The 23,063-nt window shown below is 69.8% G+C and carries 26 protein-coding genes and 6 pseudogenes; 19 read left to right on the top strand and 13 right to left on the bottom strand.

All coding sequences use genetic code 11. From position 1 onward, the window contains the following. Both AWZ10_RS43025 and AWZ10_RS43020 read left to right on the top strand, forming a co-directional pair. Positions 1 to 302, top strand: a pseudogene (locus AWZ10_RS43025) (ABC transporter); the annotation flags it as partial. After that, entirely contained in the window at positions 299 to 1,090 is a 792-nt protein-coding gene (locus tag AWZ10_RS43020) for an ABC transporter permease (RefSeq protein ID WP_060893853.1), read from the top strand. The pseudogene AWZ10_RS43025 and the gene AWZ10_RS43020, both read left to right, overlap by 4 nt. Before the next feature lie 33 nt (positions 1,091 to 1,123). Here AWZ10_RS43020 and AWZ10_RS52030 read toward each other — a convergent pair whose 3' ends face one another. Both AWZ10_RS52030 and AWZ10_RS52025 read right to left on the bottom strand, forming a co-directional pair. After that, the gene (locus tag AWZ10_RS52030) at positions 1,124 to 1,426 is read right to left on the bottom strand and encodes a hypothetical protein (protein WP_060902596.1); all 303 of its coding nucleotides are present in this window, start codon (positions 1,424 to 1,426) and stop codon (positions 1,124 to 1,126) included. An 86-nt stretch (positions 1,427 to 1,512) separates the two neighbouring features. Beyond that, positions 1,513 to 1,986 carry a hypothetical protein gene (locus AWZ10_RS52025; RefSeq protein ID WP_159058565.1) on the bottom strand — a complete coding sequence of 158 codons (474 nt, stop codon included), beginning with the start codon at positions 1,984 to 1,986 and terminating at the stop codon, positions 1,513 to 1,515. A 534-nt stretch (positions 1,987 to 2,520) separates the two neighbouring features. Between AWZ10_RS52025 and AWZ10_RS43010 the strand changes: the two genes are divergently transcribed. Next, a complete protein-coding gene (locus AWZ10_RS43010; RefSeq protein WP_046703557.1) occupies positions 2,521 to 2,841 on the top strand; it encodes a DUF6191 domain-containing protein in 321 nt (106 codons plus the stop codon). A 318-nt stretch (positions 2,842 to 3,159) separates the two neighbouring features. Beyond that, positions 3,160 to 3,987 (top strand): class I SAM-dependent methyltransferase, encoded by an 828-nt coding sequence (locus AWZ10_RS43005; RefSeq protein ID WP_060893851.1) that lies wholly within the window; start codon positions 3,160 to 3,162, stop codon positions 3,985 to 3,987. Positions 3,988 to 4,217: 230 nt separating this feature from the next. On the opposite strand, the gene AWZ10_RS43000 is transcribed toward AWZ10_RS43005, so the two are convergent. The 3 genes from AWZ10_RS43000 to AWZ10_RS42990 form a co-directional block, all read right to left on the bottom strand. Further along, positions 4,218 to 4,559 (bottom strand): hypothetical protein, encoded by a 342-nt coding sequence (locus AWZ10_RS43000; protein WP_244172756.1) that lies wholly within the window; start codon positions 4,557 to 4,559, stop codon positions 4,218 to 4,220. A 139-nt stretch (positions 4,560 to 4,698) separates the two neighbouring features. Beyond that, complete coding sequence (locus tag AWZ10_RS42995; protein WP_060893849.1) at positions 4,699 to 5,448, bottom strand: maleylpyruvate isomerase family mycothiol-dependent enzyme; 750 nt, start codon at positions 5,446 to 5,448, stop codon at positions 4,699 to 4,701. A 200-nt stretch (positions 5,449 to 5,648) separates the two neighbouring features. Further along, positions 5,649 to 6,320 (bottom strand): hypothetical protein, encoded by a 672-nt coding sequence (locus AWZ10_RS42990; protein WP_060893848.1) that lies wholly within the window; start codon positions 6,318 to 6,320, stop codon positions 5,649 to 5,651. Between the two features lie 85 nt (positions 6,321 to 6,405). On the opposite strand from AWZ10_RS42990, the pseudogene AWZ10_RS54795 reads away from it, so the two are divergent. Further along, positions 6,406 to 6,597: pseudogene (locus AWZ10_RS54795) on the top strand (VOC family protein); the annotation flags it as partial. Positions 6,598 to 6,619: 22 nt separating this feature from the next. On the opposite strand, the gene AWZ10_RS42985 reads toward AWZ10_RS54795, so the two are convergent. Beyond that, a complete protein-coding gene (locus AWZ10_RS42985) occupies positions 6,620 to 7,081 on the bottom strand; it encodes a VOC family protein (protein WP_060893847.1) in 462 nt (153 codons plus the stop codon). Between the two features lie 488 nt (positions 7,082 to 7,569). Between AWZ10_RS42985 and AWZ10_RS42980 the strand changes: the two genes are divergently transcribed. From AWZ10_RS42980 to AWZ10_RS55640, 3 genes and pseudogenes are all read left to right on the top strand, one after another. Then, positions 7,570 to 8,259 carry a hypothetical protein gene (locus AWZ10_RS42980; RefSeq protein WP_046703561.1) on the top strand — a complete coding sequence of 230 codons (690 nt, stop codon included), beginning with the start codon at positions 7,570 to 7,572 and terminating at the stop codon, positions 8,257 to 8,259. Positions 8,260 to 8,469: 210 nt separating this feature from the next. After that, positions 8,470 to 8,829 carry a hypothetical protein gene (locus tag AWZ10_RS42975; protein ID WP_060893846.1) on the top strand — a complete coding sequence of 120 codons (360 nt, stop codon included), beginning with the start codon at positions 8,470 to 8,472 and terminating at the stop codon, positions 8,827 to 8,829. Positions 8,830 to 8,847: 18 nt separating this feature from the next. Next, positions 8,848 to 8,937, top strand: a pseudogene (locus tag AWZ10_RS55640) (response regulator transcription factor); the annotation flags it as partial. A gap of 203 nt (positions 8,938 to 9,140) precedes the next feature. On the opposite strand, the gene AWZ10_RS49445 reads toward AWZ10_RS55640, so the two are convergent. Further along, entirely contained in the window at positions 9,141 to 9,374 is a 234-nt protein-coding gene (locus AWZ10_RS49445; RefSeq protein ID WP_244172755.1) for a DUF805 domain-containing protein, read from the bottom strand. Between AWZ10_RS49445 and AWZ10_RS42965 the strand changes: the two are divergent. Beyond that, a pseudogene (locus tag AWZ10_RS42965) lies at positions 9,279 to 10,594 on the top strand (aspartate ammonia-lyase); the annotation flags it as partial. The gene AWZ10_RS49445 and the pseudogene AWZ10_RS42965 sit on opposite strands and share 96 nt — an antisense overlap. Positions 10,595 to 10,718: 124 nt before the next feature. On the opposite strand, the pseudogene AWZ10_RS49440 reads toward AWZ10_RS42965, so the two are convergent. Continuing rightward, positions 10,719 to 11,387, bottom strand: a pseudogene (locus AWZ10_RS49440) (alpha-L-rhamnosidase-related protein); the annotation flags it as partial. Between the two features lie 217 nt (positions 11,388 to 11,604). On the opposite strand from AWZ10_RS49440, the gene AWZ10_RS42955 reads away from it, so the two are divergent. From AWZ10_RS42955 to AWZ10_RS42935, 5 genes are all read left to right on the top strand, one after another. Beyond that, positions 11,605 to 12,099, top strand: a complete 495-nt coding sequence (locus tag AWZ10_RS42955; protein WP_046703566.1) for a MarR family winged helix-turn-helix transcriptional regulator — start codon at positions 11,605 to 11,607, stop codon at positions 12,097 to 12,099. Between the two features lie 153 nt (positions 12,100 to 12,252). After that, the gene (locus AWZ10_RS42950; RefSeq protein ID WP_046703567.1) at positions 12,253 to 12,879 is read left to right on the top strand and encodes a DsbA family protein; all 627 of its coding nucleotides are present in this window, start codon (positions 12,253 to 12,255) and stop codon (positions 12,877 to 12,879) included. Positions 12,880 to 12,914: 35 nt separating this feature from the next. Beyond that, positions 12,915 to 13,721, top strand: a complete 807-nt coding sequence (locus tag AWZ10_RS42945) for an MBL fold metallo-hydrolase (RefSeq protein ID WP_046703568.1) — start codon at positions 12,915 to 12,917, stop codon at positions 13,719 to 13,721. Between the two features lie 2 nt (positions 13,722 to 13,723). After that, positions 13,724 to 14,134 carry a nuclear transport factor 2 family protein gene (locus AWZ10_RS42940; protein ID WP_208618659.1) on the top strand — a complete coding sequence of 137 codons (411 nt, stop codon included), beginning with the start codon at positions 13,724 to 13,726 and terminating at the stop codon, positions 14,132 to 14,134. Beyond that, positions 14,118 to 14,849 carry an ATP-binding cassette domain-containing protein gene (locus AWZ10_RS42935; protein ID WP_234360624.1) on the top strand — a complete coding sequence of 244 codons (732 nt, stop codon included), beginning with the start codon at positions 14,118 to 14,120 and terminating at the stop codon, positions 14,847 to 14,849. Before AWZ10_RS42940 ends, AWZ10_RS42935 begins: the two co-directional genes overlap by 17 nt. A 23-nt stretch (positions 14,850 to 14,872) precedes the next feature. Here AWZ10_RS42935 and AWZ10_RS42930 read toward each other — a convergent pair whose 3' ends face one another. Continuing rightward, positions 14,873 to 16,393, bottom strand: coding sequence for a glycoside hydrolase family 43 protein (locus AWZ10_RS42930; RefSeq protein ID WP_046703570.1), 1,521 nt, complete (start codon positions 16,391 to 16,393; stop codon positions 14,873 to 14,875). Positions 16,394 to 16,492: 99 nt separating this feature from the next. After that, positions 16,493 to 17,578: a LacI family DNA-binding transcriptional regulator gene (locus AWZ10_RS42925; protein WP_046703571.1), complete on the bottom strand. Its 1,086-nt coding sequence runs from the start codon at positions 17,576 to 17,578 to the stop codon at positions 16,493 to 16,495. Between the two features lie 292 nt (positions 17,579 to 17,870). On the opposite strand from AWZ10_RS42925, the gene AWZ10_RS55635 reads away from it, so the two are divergent. From AWZ10_RS55635 to AWZ10_RS42910, 5 genes are all read left to right on the top strand, one after another. Then, on the top strand, positions 17,871 to 18,338 hold the full coding sequence (locus AWZ10_RS55635; protein WP_319111843.1) for a glycoside hydrolase family 5 protein: 468 nt from the start codon (positions 17,871 to 17,873) through the stop codon (positions 18,336 to 18,338). Between the two features lie 16 nt (positions 18,339 to 18,354). Next, on the top strand, positions 18,355 to 18,807 hold the full coding sequence (locus AWZ10_RS55630; protein WP_319326327.1) for a cellulase family glycosylhydrolase: 453 nt from the start codon (positions 18,355 to 18,357) through the stop codon (positions 18,805 to 18,807). Next, entirely contained in the window at positions 18,780 to 19,481 is a 702-nt protein-coding gene (locus tag AWZ10_RS55625; RefSeq protein WP_319111844.1) for a X2-like carbohydrate binding domain-containing protein, read from the top strand. The genes AWZ10_RS55630 and AWZ10_RS55625 overlap by 28 nt, the downstream gene beginning before the upstream one ends. A gap of 328 nt (positions 19,482 to 19,809) precedes the next feature. Then, a complete protein-coding gene (locus tag AWZ10_RS42915; RefSeq protein ID WP_046703613.1) occupies positions 19,810 to 20,508 on the top strand; it encodes a TetR/AcrR family transcriptional regulator in 699 nt (232 codons plus the stop codon). A gap of 233 nt (positions 20,509 to 20,741) precedes the next feature. Continuing rightward, positions 20,742 to 21,386: a DNA alkylation repair protein gene (locus AWZ10_RS42910; RefSeq protein ID WP_199845732.1), complete on the top strand. Its 645-nt coding sequence runs from the start codon at positions 20,742 to 20,744 to the stop codon at positions 21,384 to 21,386. Positions 21,387 to 21,636: 250 nt separating this feature from the next. On the opposite strand, the gene AWZ10_RS42905 is transcribed toward AWZ10_RS42910, so the two are convergent. The 3 genes and pseudogenes from AWZ10_RS42905 to AWZ10_RS42895 form a co-directional block, all read right to left on the bottom strand. Continuing rightward, positions 21,637 to 22,029 (bottom strand): VOC family protein, encoded by a 393-nt coding sequence (locus AWZ10_RS42905; protein WP_037692354.1) that lies wholly within the window; start codon positions 22,027 to 22,029, stop codon positions 21,637 to 21,639. After that, positions 22,026 to 22,328, bottom strand: coding sequence for an ArsR/SmtB family transcription factor (locus AWZ10_RS42900; RefSeq protein WP_046703614.1), 303 nt, complete (start codon positions 22,326 to 22,328; stop codon positions 22,026 to 22,028). Before AWZ10_RS42900 ends, AWZ10_RS42905 begins: the two co-directional genes overlap by 4 nt. 113 nt (positions 22,329 to 22,441) lie before the next feature. Further along, positions 22,442 to 23,063, bottom strand: a pseudogene (locus AWZ10_RS42895) (hypothetical protein); the annotation flags it as partial.

Raw genomic sequence — 23,063 nt, 5'->3', positions numbered from 1 at the left:
GCCTCGTCCCCGGCGGCCACGTCCGGCTCCGCTTCACCGACCCGGCCGCCTACCGGTCCGCCGCCTCCGCGCTGGGAGAGGCGACCCGGGACGACGAGGCCCTCGCCCTGCAGCTCCCCAGCGGCGGCACCCAGCACGAACTGCGCTCCATCCTCGACTGGCTGGACTCCGCCGGGATCGAGGCCGACGAACTCACCGTGCACACCCCCGACCTCGACGACGTGTTCTTCGCCCTGACCAGCGGGACCACCGTCCCCACCCAGCCCAGCCAGCCCAGCCAGCCCAAGGAGGCTGTCCGATGAGTTCCCTCTCTCTCGCCGTGCGCGACTCGTCCACGATGCTGCGCCGCAACCTCCTGCACGCGCGCCGCTATCCGTCCCTCACCCTGAACGTGCTGCTCACGCCGATCATGTTGCTGCTGCTCTTCGTCTACATCTTCGGAGACGTGATGAGCGCGGGCATCGGCGGCAACGACGCCGACCGCTCCGCCTACATCGCCTACCTCGTGCCGGGTGTCCTGCTGATGACCATCGGCAGCAGCGTCGTCGGCACCGCGGTGTCCGTGTCCATGGACATGACGGAGGGCATCATCGCCCGCTTCCGCACGATGTCGATCCACCGCGGCTCCTTCCTCATCGGGCACGTCGTCGGCAGTGTGCTGCAGTCCATCGCCAGCGTGGCCCTCGTGGGCGCGGTCGGCGTGGCCATCGGCTTCCGTTCCACGGAAGCAACGGCTCTGGAGTGGCTGGCGGCGTTCGGGCTGCTCGCGCTGTTCGCCGTGGCGCTCACCTGGATCGCGGTCGGCATGGGCCTGGTCAGCCCGAACGTGGAGGCGGCCAGCAACAACGCGCTGCCGCTGATCTTCCTGCCGCTCATCTCCAGCACCTTCGTGCCGATCGACGCGATGCCGGGCTGGTTCCAGCCGATCGCCGAGTACCAGCCCTTCACGCCGGCCATCGAGACCGTGCGCGGTCTGCTGCTCGGCACCGAGATCGGCCACAACGGGTGGCTCGCCCTCGCCTGGTGCCTGGGCCTCTCCGCGCTCGGCTACTTCTGGTCGAAGTCGGTTTTCAACCGCGACCCGAAGTAGCCGGGACGACCACGCCCACCTGTCTCCCGCAGCTCATCCCGCCCGAGGGCGGCGTACTCCGACCCGTCGGGGTACGCCGCCCTGTGGGTGTTCTCTCATGGCCCGGACTGTGGCGGGGTAGGCAAGTTCACGGTCGAGGCAGTCGCGGGAGTGGTTGATCAGGCAGCGGCCGTCGCCCGTGACGCTGTCGGCGCGCAACGGCCAGGTGCGGGGCTCGGCAGAGGAGAAGGCAAGGCCGAGCGAACGAATGCTCAGGTCGAAGTGGTGGTGGTCGCAGGTGGCGCGCGTACCCGGCACCTGGATGCCGTGTGCACGCCCGGCCGACGGTTCGATCACCGTCGGCCCTCATGGCGGAACCCTTCCTCGGCTCGGATGGGGGCCAGCCCGTCGTTGTGCAACGCAGGTCGAGACGCCCGGCGGTACTAGCGGGAGCCGTTCTGCGGAACTCGTTCCATCGCGACGGGCGCAGCCGATTCCAGCTCGATCGTGTCCCCTTCGTCTTCGCGGTTTCCTTCGCCTCTGGGGCCATCGACAGGAAGCACGATCAGCAAGGTGTGGGGCCGAGGCAGCCGACCGGTGTCGATGGGCGGGTCGTAGTGCCCGACATCGATGACGCGTACCAATGTCTCTGGGATGCCGACGAGGCAGGTGTCGTCCGGCTTCAGGGTCCGTGGGGCCTGTTCCGTTCGCAAGAGTGACCACTCCTGGCCGTCGGGTTCGGCAGGAAGAGCGAATCGGCCGTTCCAGCCGTGTCGCGAGTCAGGATCGACTTCTCCCCATGGCCACTCGATCGACACATGGTATTTCGATACCTCCGTGACCCGCGCCGGGGTCGGCGCACACGACACCCGAAGTATGTCGCCCACCTGATAGTCCGGGTTGCTGCCCTGCGTCACTTACTGCCCCTCACCTGTGGCGCCCGCCGTCGAAGGCTACCGGCGAGCCAAGGCTTCCCCTTGGCCTGGGTCCTGTCGGGGTCTTGGTGAGCAAAGTTCTTACTGGTCAAGGGCGGTGAGCACGTCAGCCGCCCAGAGGTTGTCGTCGGTTGTCCTTGGCCACCATTGGGCGACCTCGGACGGCCCGGCGCGAGCGGGACGGCCTCGATGTACACCGGGGAGGCGTCTGGGGCGGAGGCCGCTGCGCCGAGTGGTGCGCTGGTCCGGACAGCGAGGGAGCGCCGGCGAAGGCGGTACAGCGGCCTCGGGAGGTGCACGAGTGGCTGGTGGCAGCCCTCGATGCCGATTCCGGTCGTCACCCTCGGCTGCGGTGCTGGTCGAGGTGAGGCACCCGCGGAATCAACGACGCCCACCCCCAGCCAGGGCCTACTTCTTGGCAAGGCCGGGTCGCACGCGCATGGCGCTATGGCCGGGATACGGACGGAAGTTGTGGGGCGTGCCGCGGGCTGTCCTGTGACGACGAATACTGAAGGCATGGAATTCGTCTTCTTCATGACTCTGCCCGGGCTGGTCATCGCGTTGACCATGCTGGCCTTCGTCGACCAACTGCTGTTGCGCGCGGGACGGTCCGGAGCGCTGCCGTGGCGGAACAGCGCCCGTCAGGGGCAGATATCATCGACCGGGTTCGAGCAGTTGCACGCGAGTTTTTCGCCGGGCAAGCAGAACGAGCTCAAAGAGCGGCAGTCTGCACTGGTCCTGCCGGACAACCAGGACGACGGAGCGCCGCCGAACCGAACGACGGTGGATCTGGCCGGAGGGACTGCGGTCGTCCGGATGCCCCGCCCCATCAGGTGACTATGCGTGGTTTCCGCCTGCATATCTGGTCCAGTGCCCCCACTGTGCGTAGGCGCCTGCCGGTCGGGCCGACTCGGCTGCTTCGTCGCCGCGCCCCGAGGGCCGATCGGCTCAGGCACGGCGCGCCTCGGCCGTGCGGACGGCCGCACGGGGAGGATCGGTGGGGTGGCGGCCCTGAGGACGGGTCGTCCGGCAATGCCCCACGCTATGAAGAGGTCCGGCCATGAAAGCGTTCGACGACCCGCTGTTCCGGTCCCTCTCCGACCGGTCACTGGAGCTCGGCAAGGGCCACACCTCCGGCGTCACACCGAGTGCGAGGTGACCGGCGCTCAGGACAGGGACGCGTCGAGCGGCGGCCGCTACGGCGAGGCCGTCTTCCGTCCGGAACAGACGGGCGAGGGCGAGCGCATCGACTTCGGCGCCCTCGCCTACGACGACACCACCATGGCGCGGCTGCGGGCACTCGGGGTCGGCCCGGGGTGGAGTTGCCTCGACCTGGGTGCCGGCACGGGCACGGTCTCCCGTCGGCTGCTGGACGAGGCCGGGGTTGCGAGCGTGCTCGCTGTGGACCGCGACGTACGTTTCCTCAGCGCGCGACCCGTGCCCGGGCTGGACGTGCTGGAGGCCGACGTCACCGCCCCGGACTTCGCTCCCGGCCGGTTCCGGCTCGTTCACGCGCGCTTTCTGCTGATGCACCTGCCCGAACGTGACCACGTGATCGCGACGTTGGCCGAACTTGTCGCGCCCGGCGGTGTGTTGGTGCTCAGCGACGCGCTCGACCTGACGAGCGACCGGACACCCGGAACGCCGTACACCGCGGCGATGCGGGCGATGTGGCACGGGCTGCGGGCCACCATCGGCACCGACGTCTCCTGGGTACCGTCGTACCCGCACCTGCTGCGCGGGGTGGGGCTCGTGTCCGTCGCTGCCGAGATCCATGTGCCGCCGCTGCTGCCGGGCAGTCCCATCAGCCGCTTCTGGGCGGACACGTGGGAGCGCGGCAGAGGCCCGATGCTCGCCACGGGACTGGTCGACGACAAGGCCATCGACGCGGCGGTCCGGTACCTGGGCTCCGACGACTGCGCCGCGCTGTCGGCCGGCATGCTCACTGTCTGGGGATGGAAAGCGGAAGAGGGTCTGCGCTGACCACCCGACTTTCTATGGCTCCTCTCTCAACCGCGCCCAGGCATGGGTGTCCAAGCCGTCATCGGGACCCGTGCGGAAGAGTCTCGAACCGGAGCCTCGACCACACGGCCTCTCCCCATACGTGCATGCGCCTGCGATCCGGCGCGCGAGGACGTCGAGCCCGAAGTCGCCGAGGGTGCGCCGCAACACTGCCTGGAATGCGCGCCATGCGTACGGCTGCACAGCCACGCCTACTCCCGGACCCACCGCCCCAGCGCCTCGACCGTGTTCTCCGGCGCCGTGTTGAAGCACAGCCGGATCCCGGGAGCCGCCTCGCTGAGGACGTTGACCAGCCGCTCGAACAGGAGGGTGTTCTCCGGCAGCATACGTACACCACCGCCGATCATCGCCAAGCCGAACGTATGCTCGTGAAGATACCTACGGACGGTCGCCTCGGCGCGGTCCGGAGAGGTGTCGATCAGGCACGAGACGGTGTTGAACCCCGCCTCACGCAGCGCCGCGTTCGCGGCCGCGATCCGGGTGGTGAACTCCGCCTCGTCGAGGCCGTCGGGCATCCGACTGTAGTCGAGCACGCCCGGGTGCAGCCCGATGGACAGTATCTTCGTGTCCCTCGGCAGAGGAGTAGGCGTCGTCGACGGGCCCATGGGTGGTGCCTCTCTGCTCGCGTAGCGGTCGTAGCGGTGATCATTCCGGTGTGGGCGGGTTGGTACGTCAATCCAGGTCGGGCCAGCGCAGGAGGTTCTCCAGAGTGGTGCGGTCACCCTCGCTTCGCAGGCTGTCGAGGGGAAGGCGGCCGTGCAGGGTGAGCAACAGGTCGCTCGCTGTTCCGTGCAGGTCGGCCGTCCTCTCGTGTGGGTCATGGTCGGCATGCGATCCGGGCGCCGCCAGGTCGAGCAGCCATGACTCACCCTCGGATGCGTGCAGGCCGACCCGGGTCGGCTCATGCGGCCAAGGGCCGGCGGTGCCGTGGCTGACGCCGATGAACTCGGCTATGCCGTCGAGTGCGACAACTTCCGGGACTGGCTGGGGAGTTCCGGTGGCCAGCTCGGCGTCGAAGGCGTGGACAGCGGCCTCCTGGACCTGATGGCGCGCCACGGCACCACTCGTCGTCGGGACGTCGGTTCCGACCCACCACGTCCAGCAGCTCTTGGCGGGACCTGCGGCTCGCAGGGCGGCGATCAGCTCCTGGGTGGCTGCTGCCGAACGATCCAGGAGGTTGTCCGGCAACGCGTCACCGGCCGCTGCCACGGTCGGCGGCTTCTCACTGGGGCCGGCCACGACCGCCGCCGCCCAGAACCGGTGCACCTCGGTGAGGTGTTCGACGAGGTCGCGGAGCGACCAGTCAGGGCAACTGGGGACACGGACGTCCGGATCGGGAGAGTCCGCGACACTGCCGCGCAGGGCGGCGGAGCGGTCCTGGATCAAGGTGAGCAGTTCTTCGAAGGCGGCGGTCTGGGTCATCGCAGTTTCCTATCACCGGGCACTGACAATGACCCTCCGGGTGTCCCGGAGAATGGCGGCGCTCGGTGCAACAGCCGTACGCGAAAAGCCAGTTGCCCAGTGACGGCAGCCTACTGCTCGACCTTCCGGTGGCCGAGGCGCCGCTGATCCTCGGACTGGGCCATGTCGCCGTCCGCGAGTGCCGGCAGCCTGCGGTCGGCTCATCGCCCCGGGCGCCTGAAGTGGGCGTAGGGCGGATACGGTTTGAAGCAGACCAGCACCTCCAGGGGGTGCCCGCCGCCGGGTGGCTGGACCAGTGCCGGGAGCGCCGTCATCAGCGCTGAGTGCCCCTTGGTGACGCCTTTCCGGTGCGGTCCCCAGCCCGCCGCGTGGGCGAGGGAGGTGGCGGTCTCGGCGAAGACGTCCCGGCTGCCGAACAGGAAAAACGTTCGGGCGTGGGTGGCGTGCCGCAACTCGTCCCGGTTGTCGGCCCGTTCGCAGCGTTCGCGCCAGGAGGTCGCGTCCCGGGTGGTGCGTGCCTCGTCGGTGCGGGCGGTCAGCTGAGTGCCGTTGACCAGCTTGCGCCGCAACTCGGGCCATTTGCTGGGGCGCAGGCCGAGCGTGTGGTGGGCCAGGACGAGGTCGACCAGCTCGCCGACACCCTCGTCGGGCGGCAGGCTGTCGCGCAGCGGTACGTGGACGATGGTGTGCCGGGAGTAGGCGGCGAAGGAGAGCAGGCCCGCGAGCCGGTTCAGGCCGTCGTGGTCTCCGAGCAGCATGCCGATGGGGTGGGGAGCGCGCAGCGAGGTGTGGCGAAGGGGCTGCCTGGGTTGGACGACACGGTGTTCGTGGGGACCGGTCCGGGGCCTGAACAGACGAAGCGTCAGCTGCATTTGATGTACCTCATGTCCCCAGGATCGCGGGCGGCGAGCCTCCTCGGCAACGGAGATTCGCGCATCGCGGCCCGGGCGCCTCCCACAAGGCCGAGTGACGTTGTTCCTGTCCGAGCACACCGGGGACGCCCGCCCCGACATGTCGGTCTGTCTGCGTGTCCACGATGTCGACGTCATCGCCGTCGAGTTCGGTGTGGGTGCGAGAACCCGCCTTGGGCACGCGAGATCCAGTTGCGGGGACCCCTATGGCAATCCGCTTCGGATAGGCACCCCGACCGGAGGGCCCGGGGGCTTCCCACTCAGCCGGGCATGGCCTCCCTGGCCCGTTTCTCCATCTCCTCCGGCGAGATGTCCTCCACATGCGAGGCGACGTGCCACCGATGACCGAAGGGGTCCTCGAACTGCCCGACCCGGTCGCCGTAGAACTCGTCCTTGACCGCGGCCAGCTCGGTGGCGCCCCTGGTGATGGCCTCGGCGAAGACCGCGTCCACGTCCTCGACGTACACGTACAGGTGCACCGGCGTGCCGCCGAGCGCTTTCGGCCCGCGGAACCCCAGCTCCGGGAACTCGTCCGCGACCATGACGACCGAGTTGCCGATCTGCAGCTCTGCGTGGTGGATCTTGCCGTCGGGTGACGCCATGCGCATGCGTTCCGTAGCGCCGAGGACAGCGACGTAGAAGTCGATCCCGGCCGCCGCGCCGTCGACACAGATGTACGGCGTGACGCGCGGGTCGTCCTCGGAGAAGGGCTTTGTGCTCACTGTCTGCCACCTTCCGACACATCATGGCCGTGTCCGGGGCCTGTGACGGTCGCCGCCGTTGCCCGAGCACGTTCGCCACCTCGGTGAATGCCGAGATACAGAACAAGCCTGGCACTCATCACCGGCGGCTGCAGAACCAACCACCTCGGAAAGCCAAGCACGTCCCCACGGGCCCCGCGCACGAACGGCTGATGCGCGCGCACGTACGCGTTCCGCTTCGAGAAGGACCGGGGAAACAGCCGGCACGGAGCCCCTCGGACGCCGTCACGACCGGAAGTCCGTCGTGGTTTTGCAGAAGCAGGGCGAGAAGGGGCCCCGTTACCCGGCCGCCTCCCGCCGCGATACCCGCGTTCCGACGCCGGGCCCGGCATGAGCGGACGTCGGCGGCGCCCCCTCTTCGTGGGAATCAATGCAGACATACGGACTGCGGACGAGCAATGGTGAGTAACATCCGCACACAACACATTCGTTTGTCGGGAGGGACTGCCATGACCGAGACACCATCGGAAACAACTGATCTCAAGGCGCAGTACACCGCCCAGGTCGCCGCCGACCTCGAGCGCAACGCCAAGGAACAGGAGCGTCTCCAAGCGGAGATCACCGCCCTGCAGGACCAACTCCTGAGTCTGCAGCAGGACCACGGCGTGCTGGCGAACATGCAACAGGCACTCGGCGTCGTGACACCTGAGCCCGCTCCCGAGGCCGACGAGGTCGCCGCACCTTCCGTTCCCCGGCAGAAGACCGCCGCCACGCCGCAAGCCGCCAAGCGGACGCGAGCGAAGAAGGCCGAGAAGGCCGCTCCCCCACAGGGCGCCAAGCAGGCGAAGAAGCCAGTCACCAAGACCGCTGCGCCGAAGACCGCAGCCCCCAAGACCGCGGCTCCCAAGACCGCGGCTCCCAAGAGCAACCAGCCCACCCTCGTCGAGCTCATCCGCCGTCACCTCACCGAGCAGAGCGAACCGCGCTCCGCCGCCGAGGTCGCCACCGCGCTCACCAAGGCTCACCCCGAGCGCCGCATCCAGACCAACGTCGTCCGCACCACGCTCGAAGGGCTGGTCGCCAAGAGCAACGCACAGCGCACAAGGCAGGGCTCATCCGTCTACTACACCGCTCCCGACGCACAGGAACCGACCGCACCGTCCCAGGCCGATTCCGAGCCCGCACAAGCGAACGGCTGAAGCTGGGACCTGCCGTGCAGGACCCGCTGTGACCGATGGCCCGTACGCCTGCCTGGGTCACCCAACCGGCTGTCGACGAGGGTCCGGGCCTGCGCGGAAACGATGAGGGGCCGACGCCGTCACAGGAGAGCATCCCGAGCGTTCTCGGCGTGGCGGGCGAGCCCGGAGATGTCGAGCAGTTCACCCGGGCACGGGAGTGACGGGCTCCCGGTGGACACGGCGAGCGGTGCCGCCGAGGGGGTGGCGCGACTCAGGCGGTCAGGGTTCGACCTGGTGGTCTGGGACGCCACCCTGCCGGAGAGCAGCGACCGCGCCCGGGGTCGCAGCCTCGTACCGGGCAACCGGCCGTCCGTGCTCTTCCTCATCACCTGCGGCTACCTCCACACCTGCCTCCCCGAGCTCGGCGGGGGGGGGGAAGGGTGGACTACCGTCGCCAGGCCCTTCCGGGCGACCGAGATCCTGGCGCGGGCCCAGGTCCTGTTGCACGTCCGGCGCCCCGATCCGCGTGCGGGCATGCCCTGTCACGACGACCTGGTCCTGGACGACGTGGCCGGGCAGCACCCGGCGTGAGCCAGAAGACCACTCGACCTCACCCCCGCCGAGTACCGGCTCCTACTCCACCTGCTGATCAACGCGGGACAGGTGCTGTCGAAGGAACGGATCAGCCTGCACGTCCGGAGCGACTGGCGCGCGACCGAGTCCACAGGCTCCCACGGCCACGTCGGCGTGGTGATCGGCACGCACCGCGTCACCGTGGCGGTCGGTGGAGAGCAGTTGCGTAGGCGGGAGCCGGCAATGAAGCGGGCGCCGGCAATACAGAGGGTGTGGCATGTTCGGTCACACAACATCGCCCGCTTCCTGGCCCTGCGCACGAGAGCGTGTCAGCTCACGGCCTTGGGTGAGGGGCCGTACTGGTTGGCGCCCCGGGCGCTGTCCACCGTCATGCCGACGACGTGGCAGAGCGCGCCGACGATCGGGATCAGAGCGATGAGCATTCTCCAGCCGGACTTGCAGGTGTCGTGCGGTCGGCGGACGAAGACGCTGAGCATGGGCGCGATCCACATCCACCACGGCAACAGAGGGAGGTCCCCGCTGACGCCTACTACGGCGTGCACACCGTGCGGGTGGTGGAGAACTTCGCGATCACCGGCTCGACCATCGCCCAGTTCCCCGACCTGATCGCGCGCTGGCCGCGGTCAAGCAGGCGGCAGCGCAGGCCAACCGCGATCTCGGCCTGCTGACGTCGGACATCCCGGGGGCGATCATCGGCGCGTGCGAGGAGATCCGCGCAGGGCGGCTGCACGAGCAGTTCGTCGTCGACCTTCTGCAGGGCGGGGCCGGCACCTCGACGAACATGAACGCCAACGAGGTCATCGCCAACCGGGCTCTGGGAACCCTCGGCCTCCCCCGCGGCTCCTACGACGTGATCCACCCTCTCGACCACGTCAACCACGACCAGAGCACCAACGACGTCTACCCCACCGCCGTACGCCTGGCACTGGTCATCCCACTGCGCCGGCTCAGCGACTCCCTGGGGGCGCCGGCCACGGCGTTCACCGCGAAAGCGGCGGAGTTCGGCGACGTACTGAAGATGGGCCGCACCCAGCTCCAGGACGCCGTCCCCATGACGCTGGGCCAGGAGTTCACCACCTACGCCGTCATGATCGAGGAGGACCGCCAACGCCTCACCGAGGCCGCCGCCCCGCTGTTGGAGTCCCACCTCGGCGGCACCGCGATCGGCACCGGCATCAACGGCCATCCCCGCTACACCGAACTCGCCTGCGCGTATCTCGCCGGGATCAGCGGCGAACCCGTCCGGCCCGCGGGCGACTTCATCGAGGCCACTTAGGACTGCGGTGCCTTCGTCCAACTCTCCGGCGTCCTCAAGCGCGTCGCCGTGAAGCTCTCCAAGACCTGCAACGACCTGCGCCTGACCTCCTCCGGACCCACCGCCGGGCTCGGCGAGATCGATCTGCCGCCGGTACAGGCGGGTTCGTCGATCATGCCCGGCAAGGTGAACCCGGTGATCCCCGAAGTCGTCAACCAGGTCGCCTTCGAGGTCATCGGCAACCGTCACCATGGCCGCCGAGGCCGGACAGCTCCAGCTCAACGCCTTCGAACCCGTCATCACCTACAGCCTGTTGCGCTCCCTGACCCATCTGCGCGCCGCCTGCGACACCCTCGCCACCCGCTGCGTCCCCCCGGCATCACCGCCAACCGCGAACATGTCCACGACAGCGTGCACCGCTCCATCGGCCTCGTCACCGCGCTCGCCCCGCACATCGGCTACCCCGCCTCCACCGCCCTCGCCCGCCAGGCCCTGGCCACCGGCCGCCCCACTCACCGGCACACCGACCGGAGGAACGGTCACCGTCCCACCGGGAGGAGTCGCCGTCATCCGCGAGCCACGCTGAGGCGGCGCCCGACACCACGACATCGTGGTGTCGGGCCCTCCGCCGTCAGCGCAGGTCGGTGGTCAGGCGGTACCGGCCGGAAAGCAGGTGGTACGAGGACACGCCGTCCGCGTGGCCGAGGAGACGCACGCCGTCCACACCTGCCAGCGGGGTACGCCCCTCGCGGACCGAGTCCGCGGAGGCGGCCGGCACACGCAGGGTGGCCTCGCTGTTCGCGGGGGCACGACCACCTCGTACGTCAGGGTCCGGCCCCCGCCCCCGACCTCCACGCGCTGCGGATCTCACCGTACGGCGATGCGTAGGTGCCCGAGACCCGTGTGGTCCTCCCGTGGGATCGAGATGGGGCTGCATGACGAAGCGCTTGAAGCCGGGGCCGTCCGGGTCGCGGGCGATGCCCGCCATGTACGCGTACATCCACTCCATGATCGCGCCGTAGGCGTAGTGGTTGAAGGAGTTCATGCCGACCGGGCCGAACCCGGCGTCCTCGGAGTAGGAGTTCCAGCGTTCCCACACGGTGGTGGCACCGCTATTCACCGAGAACAGCCAGGACGGCAGCGCGTCCTGGTGCAGCAGCTCGTACGCCAGGTCCGCGCGTCCTTCGTCGGTGAGGACGGGGGCGAGGACGTTGTCGCCGAGGAAGCCGACGGACAGCGTGTTCTCGGCATACCTGACGCGGATGCTGTCCGGGTTCGCCTCCTGATAGGCCTCGTCGTTGCTTCGGCGGGGTCAAGGCGACCCGACGCCCGCCGGCTCGGACTGCACCCGGGGGCATAGCGGCGGGCGGTGTCGCCGGCACGGCCGTGAGCGGCGGCACCGCTCCCGACGCCCTTCGGCCACCCCGTACCCGGGTGGGTCCCGTTGACTGCCGCTCCCCTCACGCAGGCAAGATCGGTACGGTGGCGGTCGGGACCAGGAGAGGGGCGGCGCGGCCGTGAGCGAGCAGGCAGGGATCAGTACGGCCAAGGAGGCCGCCGACCACGAACTCGTCCTCGCGTTCGGGCGGCTGCAAGGGGCGGCCAACCGGCTCGAGTACATCCTCGGGCGGGCGCTCGAAGTCGAGTGCGGCATCAGCCACCTGATGTTCGAGGTGCTGCTGATCCTCGGGCGGGCGGGCGAGCCGGGACTGCCCATGCGGGCCGTCGCCCAGGAGCAGGTCCTGACCACCGGCGGCGCCACCCGCCTGGTGGACCGCATGGAGGCGGCCGGGCTGGTGACCCGGGAGGAGTCCCCTGTCGACCGGCGGGGAAAGCTGGTCCGGCTGACTCCGCTGGGCGAGGAGACGACGGTTCGCGCGGCTGTGGTCCATGTCGAGAACATCAAGGAGCACTTCCTCGGCCCTCTCCCGGTGGCAGACCGCGAGCGGTTCGCGGAGGATCTTCGCATCCTCAGCCATTCGGCTCGGGACGTACTGCCCCGACTGCCCTGACCCGCGCGCCGACGCCCCTCACGGCGTCCCGACCCGAAGCACCTCCATGTGACCCACCTCACGCACACCCCAGAAATGTCTGACACATCAGTTACTGTTCTGTCAGATGATCGCCCGCACCGGGCGGACCGTCACGCGCTTGTTGAGGTCACGATGAAGCTGGTCTACGTTTTCGACGCCTACTGCGGCTGGTCCCACGGCTTCTCCGTGACCCTCCGCGAGGTGGCCTCCCGCCACCCCGAGCTGCAGGTGGAGGTGGTCTCCGGCGGTCTCTTCACCGGATCGCGCCGGGTGCCGATCCGCGAGTTCGGCCATGTCCAGGGCGCGAACGCCCAGATCGCGGAGCTGACCGGTGCCGAGTTCGGCGAGGGCTACGAGCGGTTGATCGCCGACGGTTCGTTCGTCATGGACTCCGAGGCCGCCGCCCGTGGTGTGGCCGCGCTGCGTCAGGCCGCCCCCGACCGGGCCGCGGCCCTGGCCACGGAGGTGCAGCAAGCCTTCTACTCCGACGGCCGAAGTCTGTCGGACCCGGCAACGTATCGCGCGGTCGCCGAGGCCGCCGGACTGGACGCCGACGCCGTCGTGGCCGCCTTCGAGTCGTCGGAGGCGCGGGACGCCGCCCAGGCCGACTTCCGCCGCGCGGCCGAACTGGGTGTCACCGGCTTCCCCACCCTGCTGGCCGTCGAGGGTGGCTCCGTCGCTCCCCTGGCCTACGGCCGCGCCACCGCGGACGAGGTCGACAAGCGGCTGGCGTCCTACGCGGCCACTCTTGCCTCCTGACCTTCCCCGTCCCCACCCCCCTCAAGGAGTTCTCCGTGAGCACCCTGTCCTTCAAGGTCCTCGACCTCGACTTCCCGGCTGGCAGCAAGAACAAGACCGCCACCCTGGTCACCGGTGAGAGCGAAGCGCTGCTGGTCGACGCCGCCTTCACCCGCGCCGACGGTCACCGGCTGGCCGCCGAGATCCTCGACTCCGGCAAGACGCTGACAACCGTCTTCGTCAGCCACGCCGACCCCGACTTCTACTTCGGCGCCGAAGTGATCGCCGACGCCTTCCCCGACGCCGTCTTCGTGGCCACCCCGATCGTCATCGAGCACATCCAGCACTCCTACGAGGGCAAGCTCAAGGCCTGGGCCGCCCTCGGCGCGAACCTTCCCACCCGCCTGGTCGACCTCCAGCCGCTGACCGGCGACCTCACCCTCGAAGGACACCTCTTCGCACTCCGGGGCGGCCCCGCGGGCCTGCCCGACCGCCACTACCTCTGGCAGGCCGAGCACCGCGCCCTCCTCGGCGGCGTCCTGCTCTTCCAGCAGGAGCACGTCTGGGTCGCCGACACCGCCACCCCCGGTGACCGCGCGTCCTGGATCGACCTGCTGGACGAGATGGCCGCCCTGGCCCCGCAGCTCGTCGTCCCCGGCCACCGCCTGCCCGGCACCCCGGCCGACGCCTCCGCCATCACCGCCACCCGCGACTACCTCCTCGCCTTCGAGGAGGAACTGGACAAGGCCGCCGACGGCGCCGCCCTCACCGAGGCCCTCGTCAAGCGCTACCCCGACAACGGCATGCTCATCGCCGCCCAGATCGGCGCGAAGGTCGCCAAGGGCGAGATGAAGTGGGGCTGAACATGAGCGAGTTCGCCACCTCCACCGCACCCGCCGACGTCGTACGCCGCCAGTATCTCGCCTCCGCCGCCGGCGACCTGGAAGCCCTGCGGGCCACCCTCGCCCCCGACGTGGAATGGACGGAGATGGCCGGCTTCCCCCTCGCCGGCACCTACCGCACCCCCGACGGCGTCACATCCAACGTCATGGAGAAGCTCGGCCAGGACTGGGACGGCTGGACCGCCCACGACGACACCTACGTCGCCGACGGCGAGAACGTCTTCGTCCTCGCCCGCTACACCGCCGTCAACAAGGCCACCACCAAAGCGATCGACGTCCGCGTCGCCCACCACTTCGTCGTACGCGGCGGACTCATCGTCCGCTTCGAACAATTCGTCGACACCGCCCTCGTCCGCGATGCGGCGGCACCCTGACCGGACTCGGCCGAAGCTCTCCCGGACCGGCAGGACCGGATCGGCCGCGCCCCGCCTGACGTATCGGCCCGCCCCACGCAGCGACGACTGCGCGGAGCGGGCCGTCGGCGCGGAACGCGGTCCTCTCCCGGTCGTGGGCACCTGGTCGCCCAGTCGCGGGCGTCGGGGGGAACGAGGCCGGGGCCCTGGCGTATGCGGTCGTACGGCCCGGACGCTGGCCGAGCCCCTGCTCGTCGGCTCGGCCCGCTCGGCCCGGGAGGTCAGCGACGACATCGGCGAGCTGCTCCGCCGCGTCGGACTGACCAAGGACGCGGCCGACCGGTACCCGGCCCAGTTCAGCGGAGGTCAGCGCCGGCGCATCGCCATCGCCCGTGCGGTCGCCCGCAAGCCCAAGCTCATCATCTGCGACGAGCCGACCAGCGCCCTCGACGTCACCACCCAGGCGGCCGCGCTGAGCCTCCTCTCCGAACTGCGGGACACGCTCGGGTGCGCGTATCTGTTCATCACCCACGACCTCGCCGTCGTCAAGGAGTTCGTGGCCCGCGCCCTGGTACTGCGACACGGGCGCATCGTGGAGGAGGGACGCAGCGTCGACGTGTGCGAAAGGCCGCGGCACGAGTACACCCGACGCCTGGTCGCGGCCGCCCCCGTTCCGGACCCGGACCTGCAACGCGTGCGTCGGCAGCAGCGGTTGGGGGTGGGAGCGCCCGCGTGAGGGCCGGTCCGGGCCCGGTTGCCTCAGCCCTCCAGCGGCTCGTGGTCGAACCAGTCGAAGTGAACGGAGCCGGAGGAGGCGAACACGCCGAGGACCCGGCCGGTGAAACCGCCGGCGACCTCCGTGGACAGGTACCGGCCGTCCAGCGAGGCGAGCTCGACGAAGGTGCCGTCCGGCTCCTCGAAGCCGAGCGAGACGAAGTCGGGGCCGGTGCGCGCGTCCTTCATGATTTCCACAGGGACGGTCTCGACTCGGAGAACCACGGGCCCCGAGGGCACCGGCCGGGACGCCACGACGGTGTGCAACGGTCCGATGCGGGCGCGGACCTGCACCTGCCCGGAGGTGACCTCGACGGAGTAGTGGTGGCTCTCGTCGAGGCGCACGGCGAGGCCGCCCTGGCCTTCCGCCGCGTCGACCAGGGTGCGCACCCGGCACGACCGGTGTTGCTGCCGCCGGCCCACGAACGTCACGTCGGCGTCGTCGAGTGATCCACCCCGGGCACGCAGGGTCAGCCAACCTGGCCGTTCCTTCGTGGTGCAGTCCTCCGAGGGACGCCGGCGCAGCGAGATCCAGTGCGGCGACAGCTCGGTCACGTCGAAGTCGTCGCGGCGCTCCGGCGCGGCGGCGGGTGGCTGGAGGGGCCACGGCGGTGCGGGCATGACGGTCGACAGTTCACCGACGACGGGCCAGCCGTCGACCCACTCGACCGGCACCAGACAGGTCTCCCGGCCGAGTACGTGCCAGCCGGGGGTGCCGCCGCCCGGCCGTACGCCGAGCAGCACCATCCACCACGAGCCGTCGGGTCCTTGGACCAGGTCGGCGTGGCCGGTGTTCTGGATGGGGTGGTCGGTGCCGCGGTGGGTCAGGATCGGGTTGGCCGGGCAGGGCTCGAACGGGCCCGTGGGCGCGCTGCCGCGGGCGATCGAGACAGCGTGGCCCCGCTCCGTGCCCCCTTCGGCGATGAGCAGGTACCAGTGGTCGCCGATCCGGTACAGGTGCGGTGCTTCGGGGGCCAGGGCGCCGGGCGCGCCGGACCACAGCCGACGGCGCTCACCGAACGTCTTTCCGGTGTGCGGGTCGAGGCGTATCTGTCCGACTCCGGCGGTGGTGCACCAGCAGGTGCCGTCCTCGTCCCAGGCGATGTCGGGGTCGATGCCGTGCACCCCGGGCAGCCGGATCGGGTCGGACCAGGGGCCGGCCGGGTCGGTGGCCGTGAACAGCAGGTTGCCGTCGCCGCTGACGTTCGTGACGATCAGCCAGAACCGGCCGTCGTGGTGGCGCAGGGTGGGGGCGTAGATCCCCCCGGAGGAGGCGGTGTCCGGTGGCAGGCGCAGTTGGCTCGGGCGGTCGAGCGCGTTGCCGATCTGGGTCCAGTGCACCAGGTCCCGGCTGTGAAAGAGGGGGATGCCGGGGAAGTACTCGAAGCTGGAGCACGCGAGGTAGTAGTCGTCGCCCGCCCGGCAGACGGACGGGTCGGGGTAGAAGCCGGGGATCACCGGGTTACTGATGGTGCTTCCCGGCTCGGACACGCTCGTCACCCTCATCGGGTCCTTTCGCCGTTACGAAAGTTTCTCGTCCCATGACGGATAGTTTCCCGAATCAGGCTAGTCACGGCCCGCCTTGACGGTCAATGACCTCGCGGGTCAGCTCCTGGGGGGAGCGGTACTGGCCCGGACCGTCAGGGTCGTCGCGATCTCCAGCCCGGCCTGGGGTGCGGCCTCGCCCCGACCGAGCGTGAGTGCCAGCTCGGTCGCGGCGGCGGCCATCTCGGTCAGGGGTTGATGAACGGTGGTCAGGGGCGGGTCCACCCAGGCCACGACCGGCAGGTCGTCGAACCCGACCACGCTCAGGTCGTCGGGGACGCGCAGACCGGCCTCGCGTGCCGCCTGGTAGACACCGAGCGCCTGTAGGTCGTTGGCGGCGAAGACCGCTGTCGGGCGCTCGGGCAGCGCCAGCAGGGAACGCGCCGCCGCGTAGCCGTCCTCACTGGTGAGCGGCGCGTACACGACGAGTTCCGGCTCGACCGGCAGGCCGGCCAAGTGCATCGCGGAGCGGTATCCGTCCAGGCGGGCGCAGCAGTACAGCTGGTCCTGCGGGCCGCTGATCATGGCGATGCGGCGGTGTCCCAGTTCGGTCAGATGGCGGGTCGCGGCCCGGCCGCCGGACCAGTTGGTGGCACCCACGAACGGGACGTCGTCCGGCAGTTCCGTGGCCGGGTCGACGACGACGAACGGGATGCCCTTCGCCTTGAGCTGCTCGCGCTCGACCTCGGAGAGCTGGGCCACGGACAGGACGCAGTTGGGGCGCCGGGAGACGGTGTCGTCCCAGGTGAGCGGGTCCGTGTCATGCAGCCCGAACTCGGACACCATGACGCCCACGCGGTGTTGGCGGGCCACCCGCTCGACACCCCGGATGATCTCGACCGCCCACATGTGCTTGAGCTCGCGGAACACGAGCTCCACGACGTTGTTCCGGTTGGCGCCGGTCGGCTTGCGGTAGCCGTACCTGTTGACCAGTTCCTCGACGCGTGCTCGCGTGTCGGCGGAGACGCCGGACTTGCCGTTGATCACCTTGGACACGGTGGGGACCGAGACCCCCGCCGACTCGGCGATGAACGCGATCGTGACCGGCCGGGACGTGTCGCCCTGCCCGTCGTTCCTGTCCACCGGCACGTCAGCCGCGTAGTCCGCCAAGGTCGCCCGCCCGTCTTGTGGATCTGCCCGGCTCATTCTGGCACCCCGTACCGCCGCACCTGTGGTCTCCGGAACATCGTCATGTTAATTTCTCCGCCGCGAAGAGCGAAACTTTCCTTCACTGAGTTGTATCTCTGTCGGCCTCCGGCCGACGCCACGTGTCGCACACCCCCAACCAGAAGGTGCACGTGATGACGAGAAGACTCGCAAGGCTTCTTCCGCGACGACGTCGGCCGTCGCCTCACCCCCACGGAGACTGACGGCACTCGTCCTGGCGCTCGTCCTGCTCCCCCTGCTGCCCGCCACCGCGCGGGCCGCCGATCCGCCCGTGCCCCCGGCCGGTTCCCCGACGGCCCGCACCGCGGTCGTGGCCATGCAGCCCGGGTGGAATCCGGGCAACACCTACGACGCCATCCCCGACGAGACCTCCTGGGGAAACCCTCCGGTGACCCGGGCCCTCTTCCAGAAGGTCAAGTCTCAGGGCTTCCAGAGCGTTCGCCTGCCTGTCACCTGGGGCATCCACCAGGGCGCCGCGCCCGATCACACCATCGACCCGGCCTGGATGGCGAAGGTGCGCCAGGTCGACGACCTGGCGCTGGACGAAGACCTGTACGTGCTCCTCAACATGCGCCACGACTCCTGGATGTGGGTCAACACCCTCTCCACGGACCACGACGCCGTCCTCGCCCGCTACCGCGCCACCTGGACGCAGACAGCCGCGGAGTTCCGGGACAGGTCGCCCAGGCTGGTGCTGGAGAGCATCAACGAGCCCACGTTCGGCAACAACGTCCGGTGATGACGAGGGCTACCGGCTGCTGGCCGAACTCAACAAGGTATTCCACCGGATCGTCCGCGAGTCCGGCGGCGGCAACGCGAATCGGCTGCTCGTGCTGCCCACGCTGCACACCAGCTCCGACCAGGGCCGCCTCGACGCGCTGGCCGCCGAGCTGGCGGAACTGCGTGATCCCATGGTGGCCACGACGGTCCACTTCTACGGCTGGTGGCCGTTCGGCGTGAACATCACCGGGTGCACGCGGTTCGACGCAGCCTCGGAACAGGACCTCACCGCGACCTTCGACCGCGTGTACAACAGTTTCACCGCGCGCGGCATCCCGGTCGTCATCGGCGACTACGCCCTGCTGGCCTACGACCACCCGCCCCGGCATCATCCAGCGGGGGACAGCGGAAGTACTTCGAGTTCCTGGGCGACCACGCCGGTCGGCGGAACTTCACCACCATGCCGTGGGACACCGGTCAGTTCCTGAACCGCAACACGTTGCAGTGGCGCGACGCGGAGCTGTTCGGGCAGATCAAGTCGAGCTGGACCACCCGTTCCGGGACCGCCTCCAGCGACATGGTGTTCCTCCCGAAGTCGGGGACCGTCACCAGTACCAGCCAGGACCTCACGCTGAACCCGAACGGCACCGGCTTCCAGGGACTGCGGCACGGCTCCCGCAACCTCCTTCAGGGCAGGGACTACACGGTCTCCGGCAACCGGCTCACCCTGACGGCCACCGCACTGACCCAGCTGGCCGGCGACCGGGCGTACGGGGTGAACGCGACGCTGGAGGCCAGGTTCTCCCGAGGCGTCCCGTGGCGGATCGATGTGATCACCTACGACAGACCGGTCCTGTCGAACGCCTCGGGCGGCGTCGGCGGCCTGACCGTTCCCACACGGTTCCGCGGTGACATGCTCGCGACCATGGAGGCCAGATACGACGACGGGAGCAACGCGGGCCCGGCGAACTGGACTTCGTACCAGCAGTGGGACACCGCGTTCTCGGCGTACACCGACGACGCCATCAAGCTGACCGCCGGTGTCTTCAACTCACTGCGGGACAACTCCCGGGTGACGCTCACCTTCCACTTCTGGAGCGGCGCCAAGGTGACGTACTACGTCACCAAGTCGGTCAGTACCGTGACCGGTTCGCCCGCCTAGGCCCCACCGCCGCGCGGTCGGCCCACGGCCGCGCGGCCCCGAGACGACACCGGCGTCGGCCATGTGGATCAGAACCAGGTCGGAGGGGTCGAAGTCCTCGCGCGGGAAAGGGCGCCGGTGACGAACCGGGCAGGACGAAGGGACGGGCTCGGCGATCCCGCGACGGAAGAGGTGGGCCGGACACCGGGGCCGGGCGATCGACCTGGAGGAGCGGAGCTGTCGCTGCGCACCCGGACCTGAGCCGAGCGAGGGCGACACCTGCCCTCAACGCGACGAACGGCAGCGGAGTGAAATCGGATAGACCAATCCGATTGCTAGGATGATCAGCATGACCTCTGGCGCCCGAGACCCCGACGACCCCGCCGCGCCTCGGCTGCGCAGGGACGCCGAGCGCAATCGGGGGCGGATCATCGCCGCCGGACGCTCGGTGTTCGCGCGCGACGGCCTGAACGCCTCCATGGCCTCCGTGGCCCGGGAGGCGGGTGTGGGGATCGCGACGATCCTCCGTCACTTCCCCGCGAAGGAGGAGCTGGTCGCGGCTGTCTTCTCCGACCGGATGGACGCCTACACCGACGCGGTCGCCGTCGCCCTCGACGACCCCGACCCCTGGCACGGCTTCACCTGCTACATCGAGACCGCCTGCGCCATGCAAGCCGCCGACTACGGCTTCGCCGACGTCCTGACCATGACCTTCCCCACCGCCAAAGCCATGGAGAAGCGCCGCGACGAGGCGTACGAGTCCGTGGTCGAGCTCATCGGCCGCGCCAAGGCCACCGGTCGTCTGCGAGAGGACTTCGACCCGTCGGACCTGGTCCTCATCCACATGGCCAACGCCGGCGTCGTCAACGCCACCGGCGCGTCCGCCCCCGACGCCTGGCGCCGCATCGTCGCCCTCATCGTCCAGTCCCTCGAAGCCCCCGCGCGCGGCCCCCTGCCCGCCTCACCCGAGCACGACGCCCTCTACAGGGCCATGCTCCGCGCCGGCCCGGCAGGCCCCACCTCGTCGGCGCCGGGCAAGAGCGGCTGACGCGGTACACGCGCCGGTCGGCACGAAGGGTCTTGGTGGCACGGCGATGCCCTCGGTTCGTCCATGGCCGCTCCTGAGCTGCCGAGCGGCACCTGTCGGCCTCCTCCTCCCTCGGCGACCGCGACCGCTGACACCTGGCGTTCCGGCACCGATAGGCTGAATCTCCCACGTGAGAGGCGGGAGAGGGACGGGTGACCGAGGTGACGCTGACCGGGACGACGGTCGTCGAGGTGATGGCCGAGCTGGCCGATCTCGAGGACCCGAAGGCACGCGAGGTGAACGAGAGACACGGTGACGATCACGGTGTGAACCTCGGCAAGCTGCGCGCGCTCGCGAAACGACTCAAGACGCAACAGGAACTGGCGTGCCTGCTCTGGGCGACGGAAGACAGTTCGGCGAGACTGCTGGCACTCCTGATCTGCCGCCCGAAGGCGTTCGGGCGTGACGAGCTGGACGCCATGGTGCGCGAGGCACGCACACCCAAGGTGCACGACTGGCTCGTGAACTACGTGGTGAAGAAGAACCCGCACTCCGAGGACCTTCGCCTGGCCTGGTCCCGCGACCCGGACCCCGCGGTCGCGAGTGCGGGCTGGGCGCTGACCATCGAACGGGTGGCGAAGAAGCCCGAGGGCCTCGACCTCGCAGGACTGCTCGACGTCATCGAGGCAGACATGAAGGACGCCCCGGATCGCCTGCAGTGGGCGATGAACCACTGCCTGGCCCAGATCGGTATCGACCACGCCGAGCACCGCGCCCGTGCGATCGACATCGGTGAGCGCCTGGAAGTGCTCAAGAACTACCCGACCTCCCCGGGCTGCACGTCGCCGTTCGCGCCCGCCTGGATCACCGAGATGGTGCGCCGGCAGCAGGAGGTGTAAGGCACCTTTGCCGCACGTTCCCGCCGTCACCGGATCAGCGGCCGTACCTGGCCCGCCCAGGTTCTCTGCAGACGCCCGGCGCATCGCTGCACGCGTCGGCCCTGCGGGGCCGGCCCCGGCGTGGTCGAACGAGAACCCATGTGGAGCGGCTGGAGGACAACACCGCGAACTCCGCGGTCGTGACCACGCCATCGACGACGTTCGGAGCGGGGCGGTCCTCTCTCCGGACGACCCGCACGCGGCCCGACCCCTACTGCGGCTGTGTCGCGATCTGGATCAGGTTGCCGCAGGTGTCGTCGAGTACGGCGGTGGTGACGGGGCCCATCTCCAGGGGTTCCTGGGTGAAGCGCACGCCGAGGCCTCGCAGGCGCTCATACTCCGCCTGCACGTCGTCCACGGCGAACTGGGCGAGCGGGATGCCGTCCTCGACGAGCGTGTCGCGGTAGGTCTTGACGGCCGGATGACCGGCGGGCTCCAGAAGGAGTTCGGTGCCGTCGGGCTCGTCGGGTGAGACGACGGTGAGCCACCGGTCCTTCTCGCCGACCGGGACGTCGTGCTTCTTCACAAAGCCGAGGATCTCGGTGTAGAAGTGCTCGGCCTTGGCCTGGTCGTCGACGAAGACGCTGGTCAGACGGATCTTCATGAGGTGCTCTCCTGGGGTCCGGATGGGTCGGGCACGAGCCACCGCTCGGCGATCTGCCGCAGCGGGGCTGTGTTCAGGTCGTGGAACTTGTAGCGGCCCTCCCGCCTGCTCTCGACGAGGCCGGCGGCCTCCAGCACGGCGAGGTGCTGGGAGATCGCCTGGCGCGAGATGCCGAGCTGGTGCTTCATCGTCAGCCGGGAACAGATCTCGAACAGTGTCTGTCCGGACTTCTCGGTCAGCTCGTCGAGGATGGTCCGGCGGGTGGGATCGGCCAAGGCTTTGAACAGGTCGTCGGCCACGACCACAGGATAGGCAACCAACCACTTGCCTATCAAGTCCTGGCTGCGCCTCACAGCGGCGCCTCCACCGCCGGACACGGTGGAGGCGCTGCTGGACGTGACGGGTGACGTGGTCAGGAAAGTGGGGGCAGCTCGCTGCCGGAAGTACCGGCGCTCTCGGAGGACAGCGACTCCTTGAGCGCGCGGAAGAACGTCCGCCGCTCGACCAGTTGCGCTCCCGGCACCTCGGCCAGGGGCTCGGAGCGGTGCCCGAAGCCGGACGGGGGCGAGGGCAGTTCGAGTGCCGCGAACGCCTCGTCGACGTGCCGGCGGGGATCTCCGGTGCCGCGCAGCACCGCGGTGAGGGGCCGGTGGTCCGTCACTCCGTAGGCCTCCGCCACCACGGTCGCCCGTTCCGCCGCCTCCTCCTGGGTCGGCATCTCGGCCGGGTCGGCCCACCATGCGTGGGCGGCCACCAGGCGGCCGTCGCGATACAGGTGGAGCGTGTAGTCCGCGCCCTCCTTGACCGCCACGAGAACCGGCCACTTCTCACCCCTGCTGAACGTACGGGCCAGTCGGGGCAGCCCGCCCTCGCCGAGCAGAGTCCCGCGCATGCCCTTGCTTCGGCCCGGCGGATCCGCCGAGGGCGCCGCCTCGACGAACGTGCCGCCGCCGGGTGCCGGGGCCAGGCGCATGGTCACGCCGGTGATGAGGATCGCCTCGCGGACGTCCCGCACCGGCGCGCCGACGAGCGCG

This window comes from Streptomyces europaeiscabiei (assembly GCF_001550375.1).
In the GTDB taxonomy this organism is placed as follows: domain Bacteria; phylum Actinomycetota; class Actinomycetes; order Streptomycetales; family Streptomycetaceae; genus Streptomyces; species Streptomyces europaeiscabiei.
Note: the sequence above shows the minus strand (reverse complement) of the source record. Positions and strands in the feature narration are given on the sequence as shown.

What these genes read in the sequence shown, in the direction of transcription:
- AWZ10_RS43020 (WP_060893853.1), top strand. Translation starts at nt 299, where the DNA reads ATGAGTTCCCTCTCTCTCGCCGTGCGCGACTCGTCCACGATGCTGCGC.
- AWZ10_RS43010 (WP_046703557.1), top strand. Translation starts at nt 2,521, where the DNA reads ATGGAATTCGTCTTCTTCATGACTCTGCCCGGGCTGGTCATCGCGTTG.
- AWZ10_RS42995 (WP_060893849.1), bottom strand. Translation starts at nt 5,448, where the DNA reads ATGACCCAGACCGCCGCCTTCGAAGAACTGCTCACCTTGATCCAGGAC.
- AWZ10_RS42990 (WP_060893848.1), bottom strand. Translation starts at nt 6,320, where the DNA reads ATGCAGCTGACGCTTCGTCTGTTCAGGCCCCGGACCGGTCCCCACGAA.
- AWZ10_RS42980 (WP_046703561.1), top strand. Translation starts at nt 7,570, where the DNA reads ATGACCGAGACACCATCGGAAACAACTGATCTCAAGGCGCAGTACACC.
- AWZ10_RS42950 (WP_046703567.1), top strand. Translation starts at nt 12,253, where the DNA reads ATGAAGCTGGTCTACGTTTTCGACGCCTACTGCGGCTGGTCCCACGGC.
- AWZ10_RS42940 (WP_208618659.1), top strand. Translation starts at nt 13,724, where the DNA reads ATGAGCGAGTTCGCCACCTCCACCGCACCCGCCGACGTCGTACGCCGC.
- AWZ10_RS42935 (WP_234360624.1), top strand. Translation starts at nt 14,118, where the DNA reads ATGCGGCGGCACCCTGACCGGACTCGGCCGAAGCTCTCCCGGACCGGC.
- AWZ10_RS42930 (WP_046703570.1), bottom strand. Translation starts at nt 16,393, where the DNA reads ATGAGGGTGACGAGCGTGTCCGAGCCGGGAAGCACCATCAGTAACCCG.
- AWZ10_RS42925 (WP_046703571.1), bottom strand. Translation starts at nt 17,578, where the DNA reads ATGAGCCGGGCAGATCCACAAGACGGGCGGGCGACCTTGGCGGACTAC.
- AWZ10_RS55625 (WP_319111844.1), top strand. Translation starts at nt 18,780, where the DNA reads ATGCCGTGGGACACCGGTCAGTTCCTGAACCGCAACACGTTGCAGTGG.
- AWZ10_RS42915 (WP_046703613.1), top strand. Translation starts at nt 19,810, where the DNA reads ATGACCTCTGGCGCCCGAGACCCCGACGACCCCGCCGCGCCTCGGCTG.
- AWZ10_RS42910 (WP_199845732.1), top strand. Translation starts at nt 20,742, where the DNA reads ATGGCCGAGCTGGCCGATCTCGAGGACCCGAAGGCACGCGAGGTGAAC.
- AWZ10_RS42905 (WP_037692354.1), bottom strand. Translation starts at nt 22,029, where the DNA reads ATGAAGATCCGTCTGACCAGCGTCTTCGTCGACGACCAGGCCAAGGCC.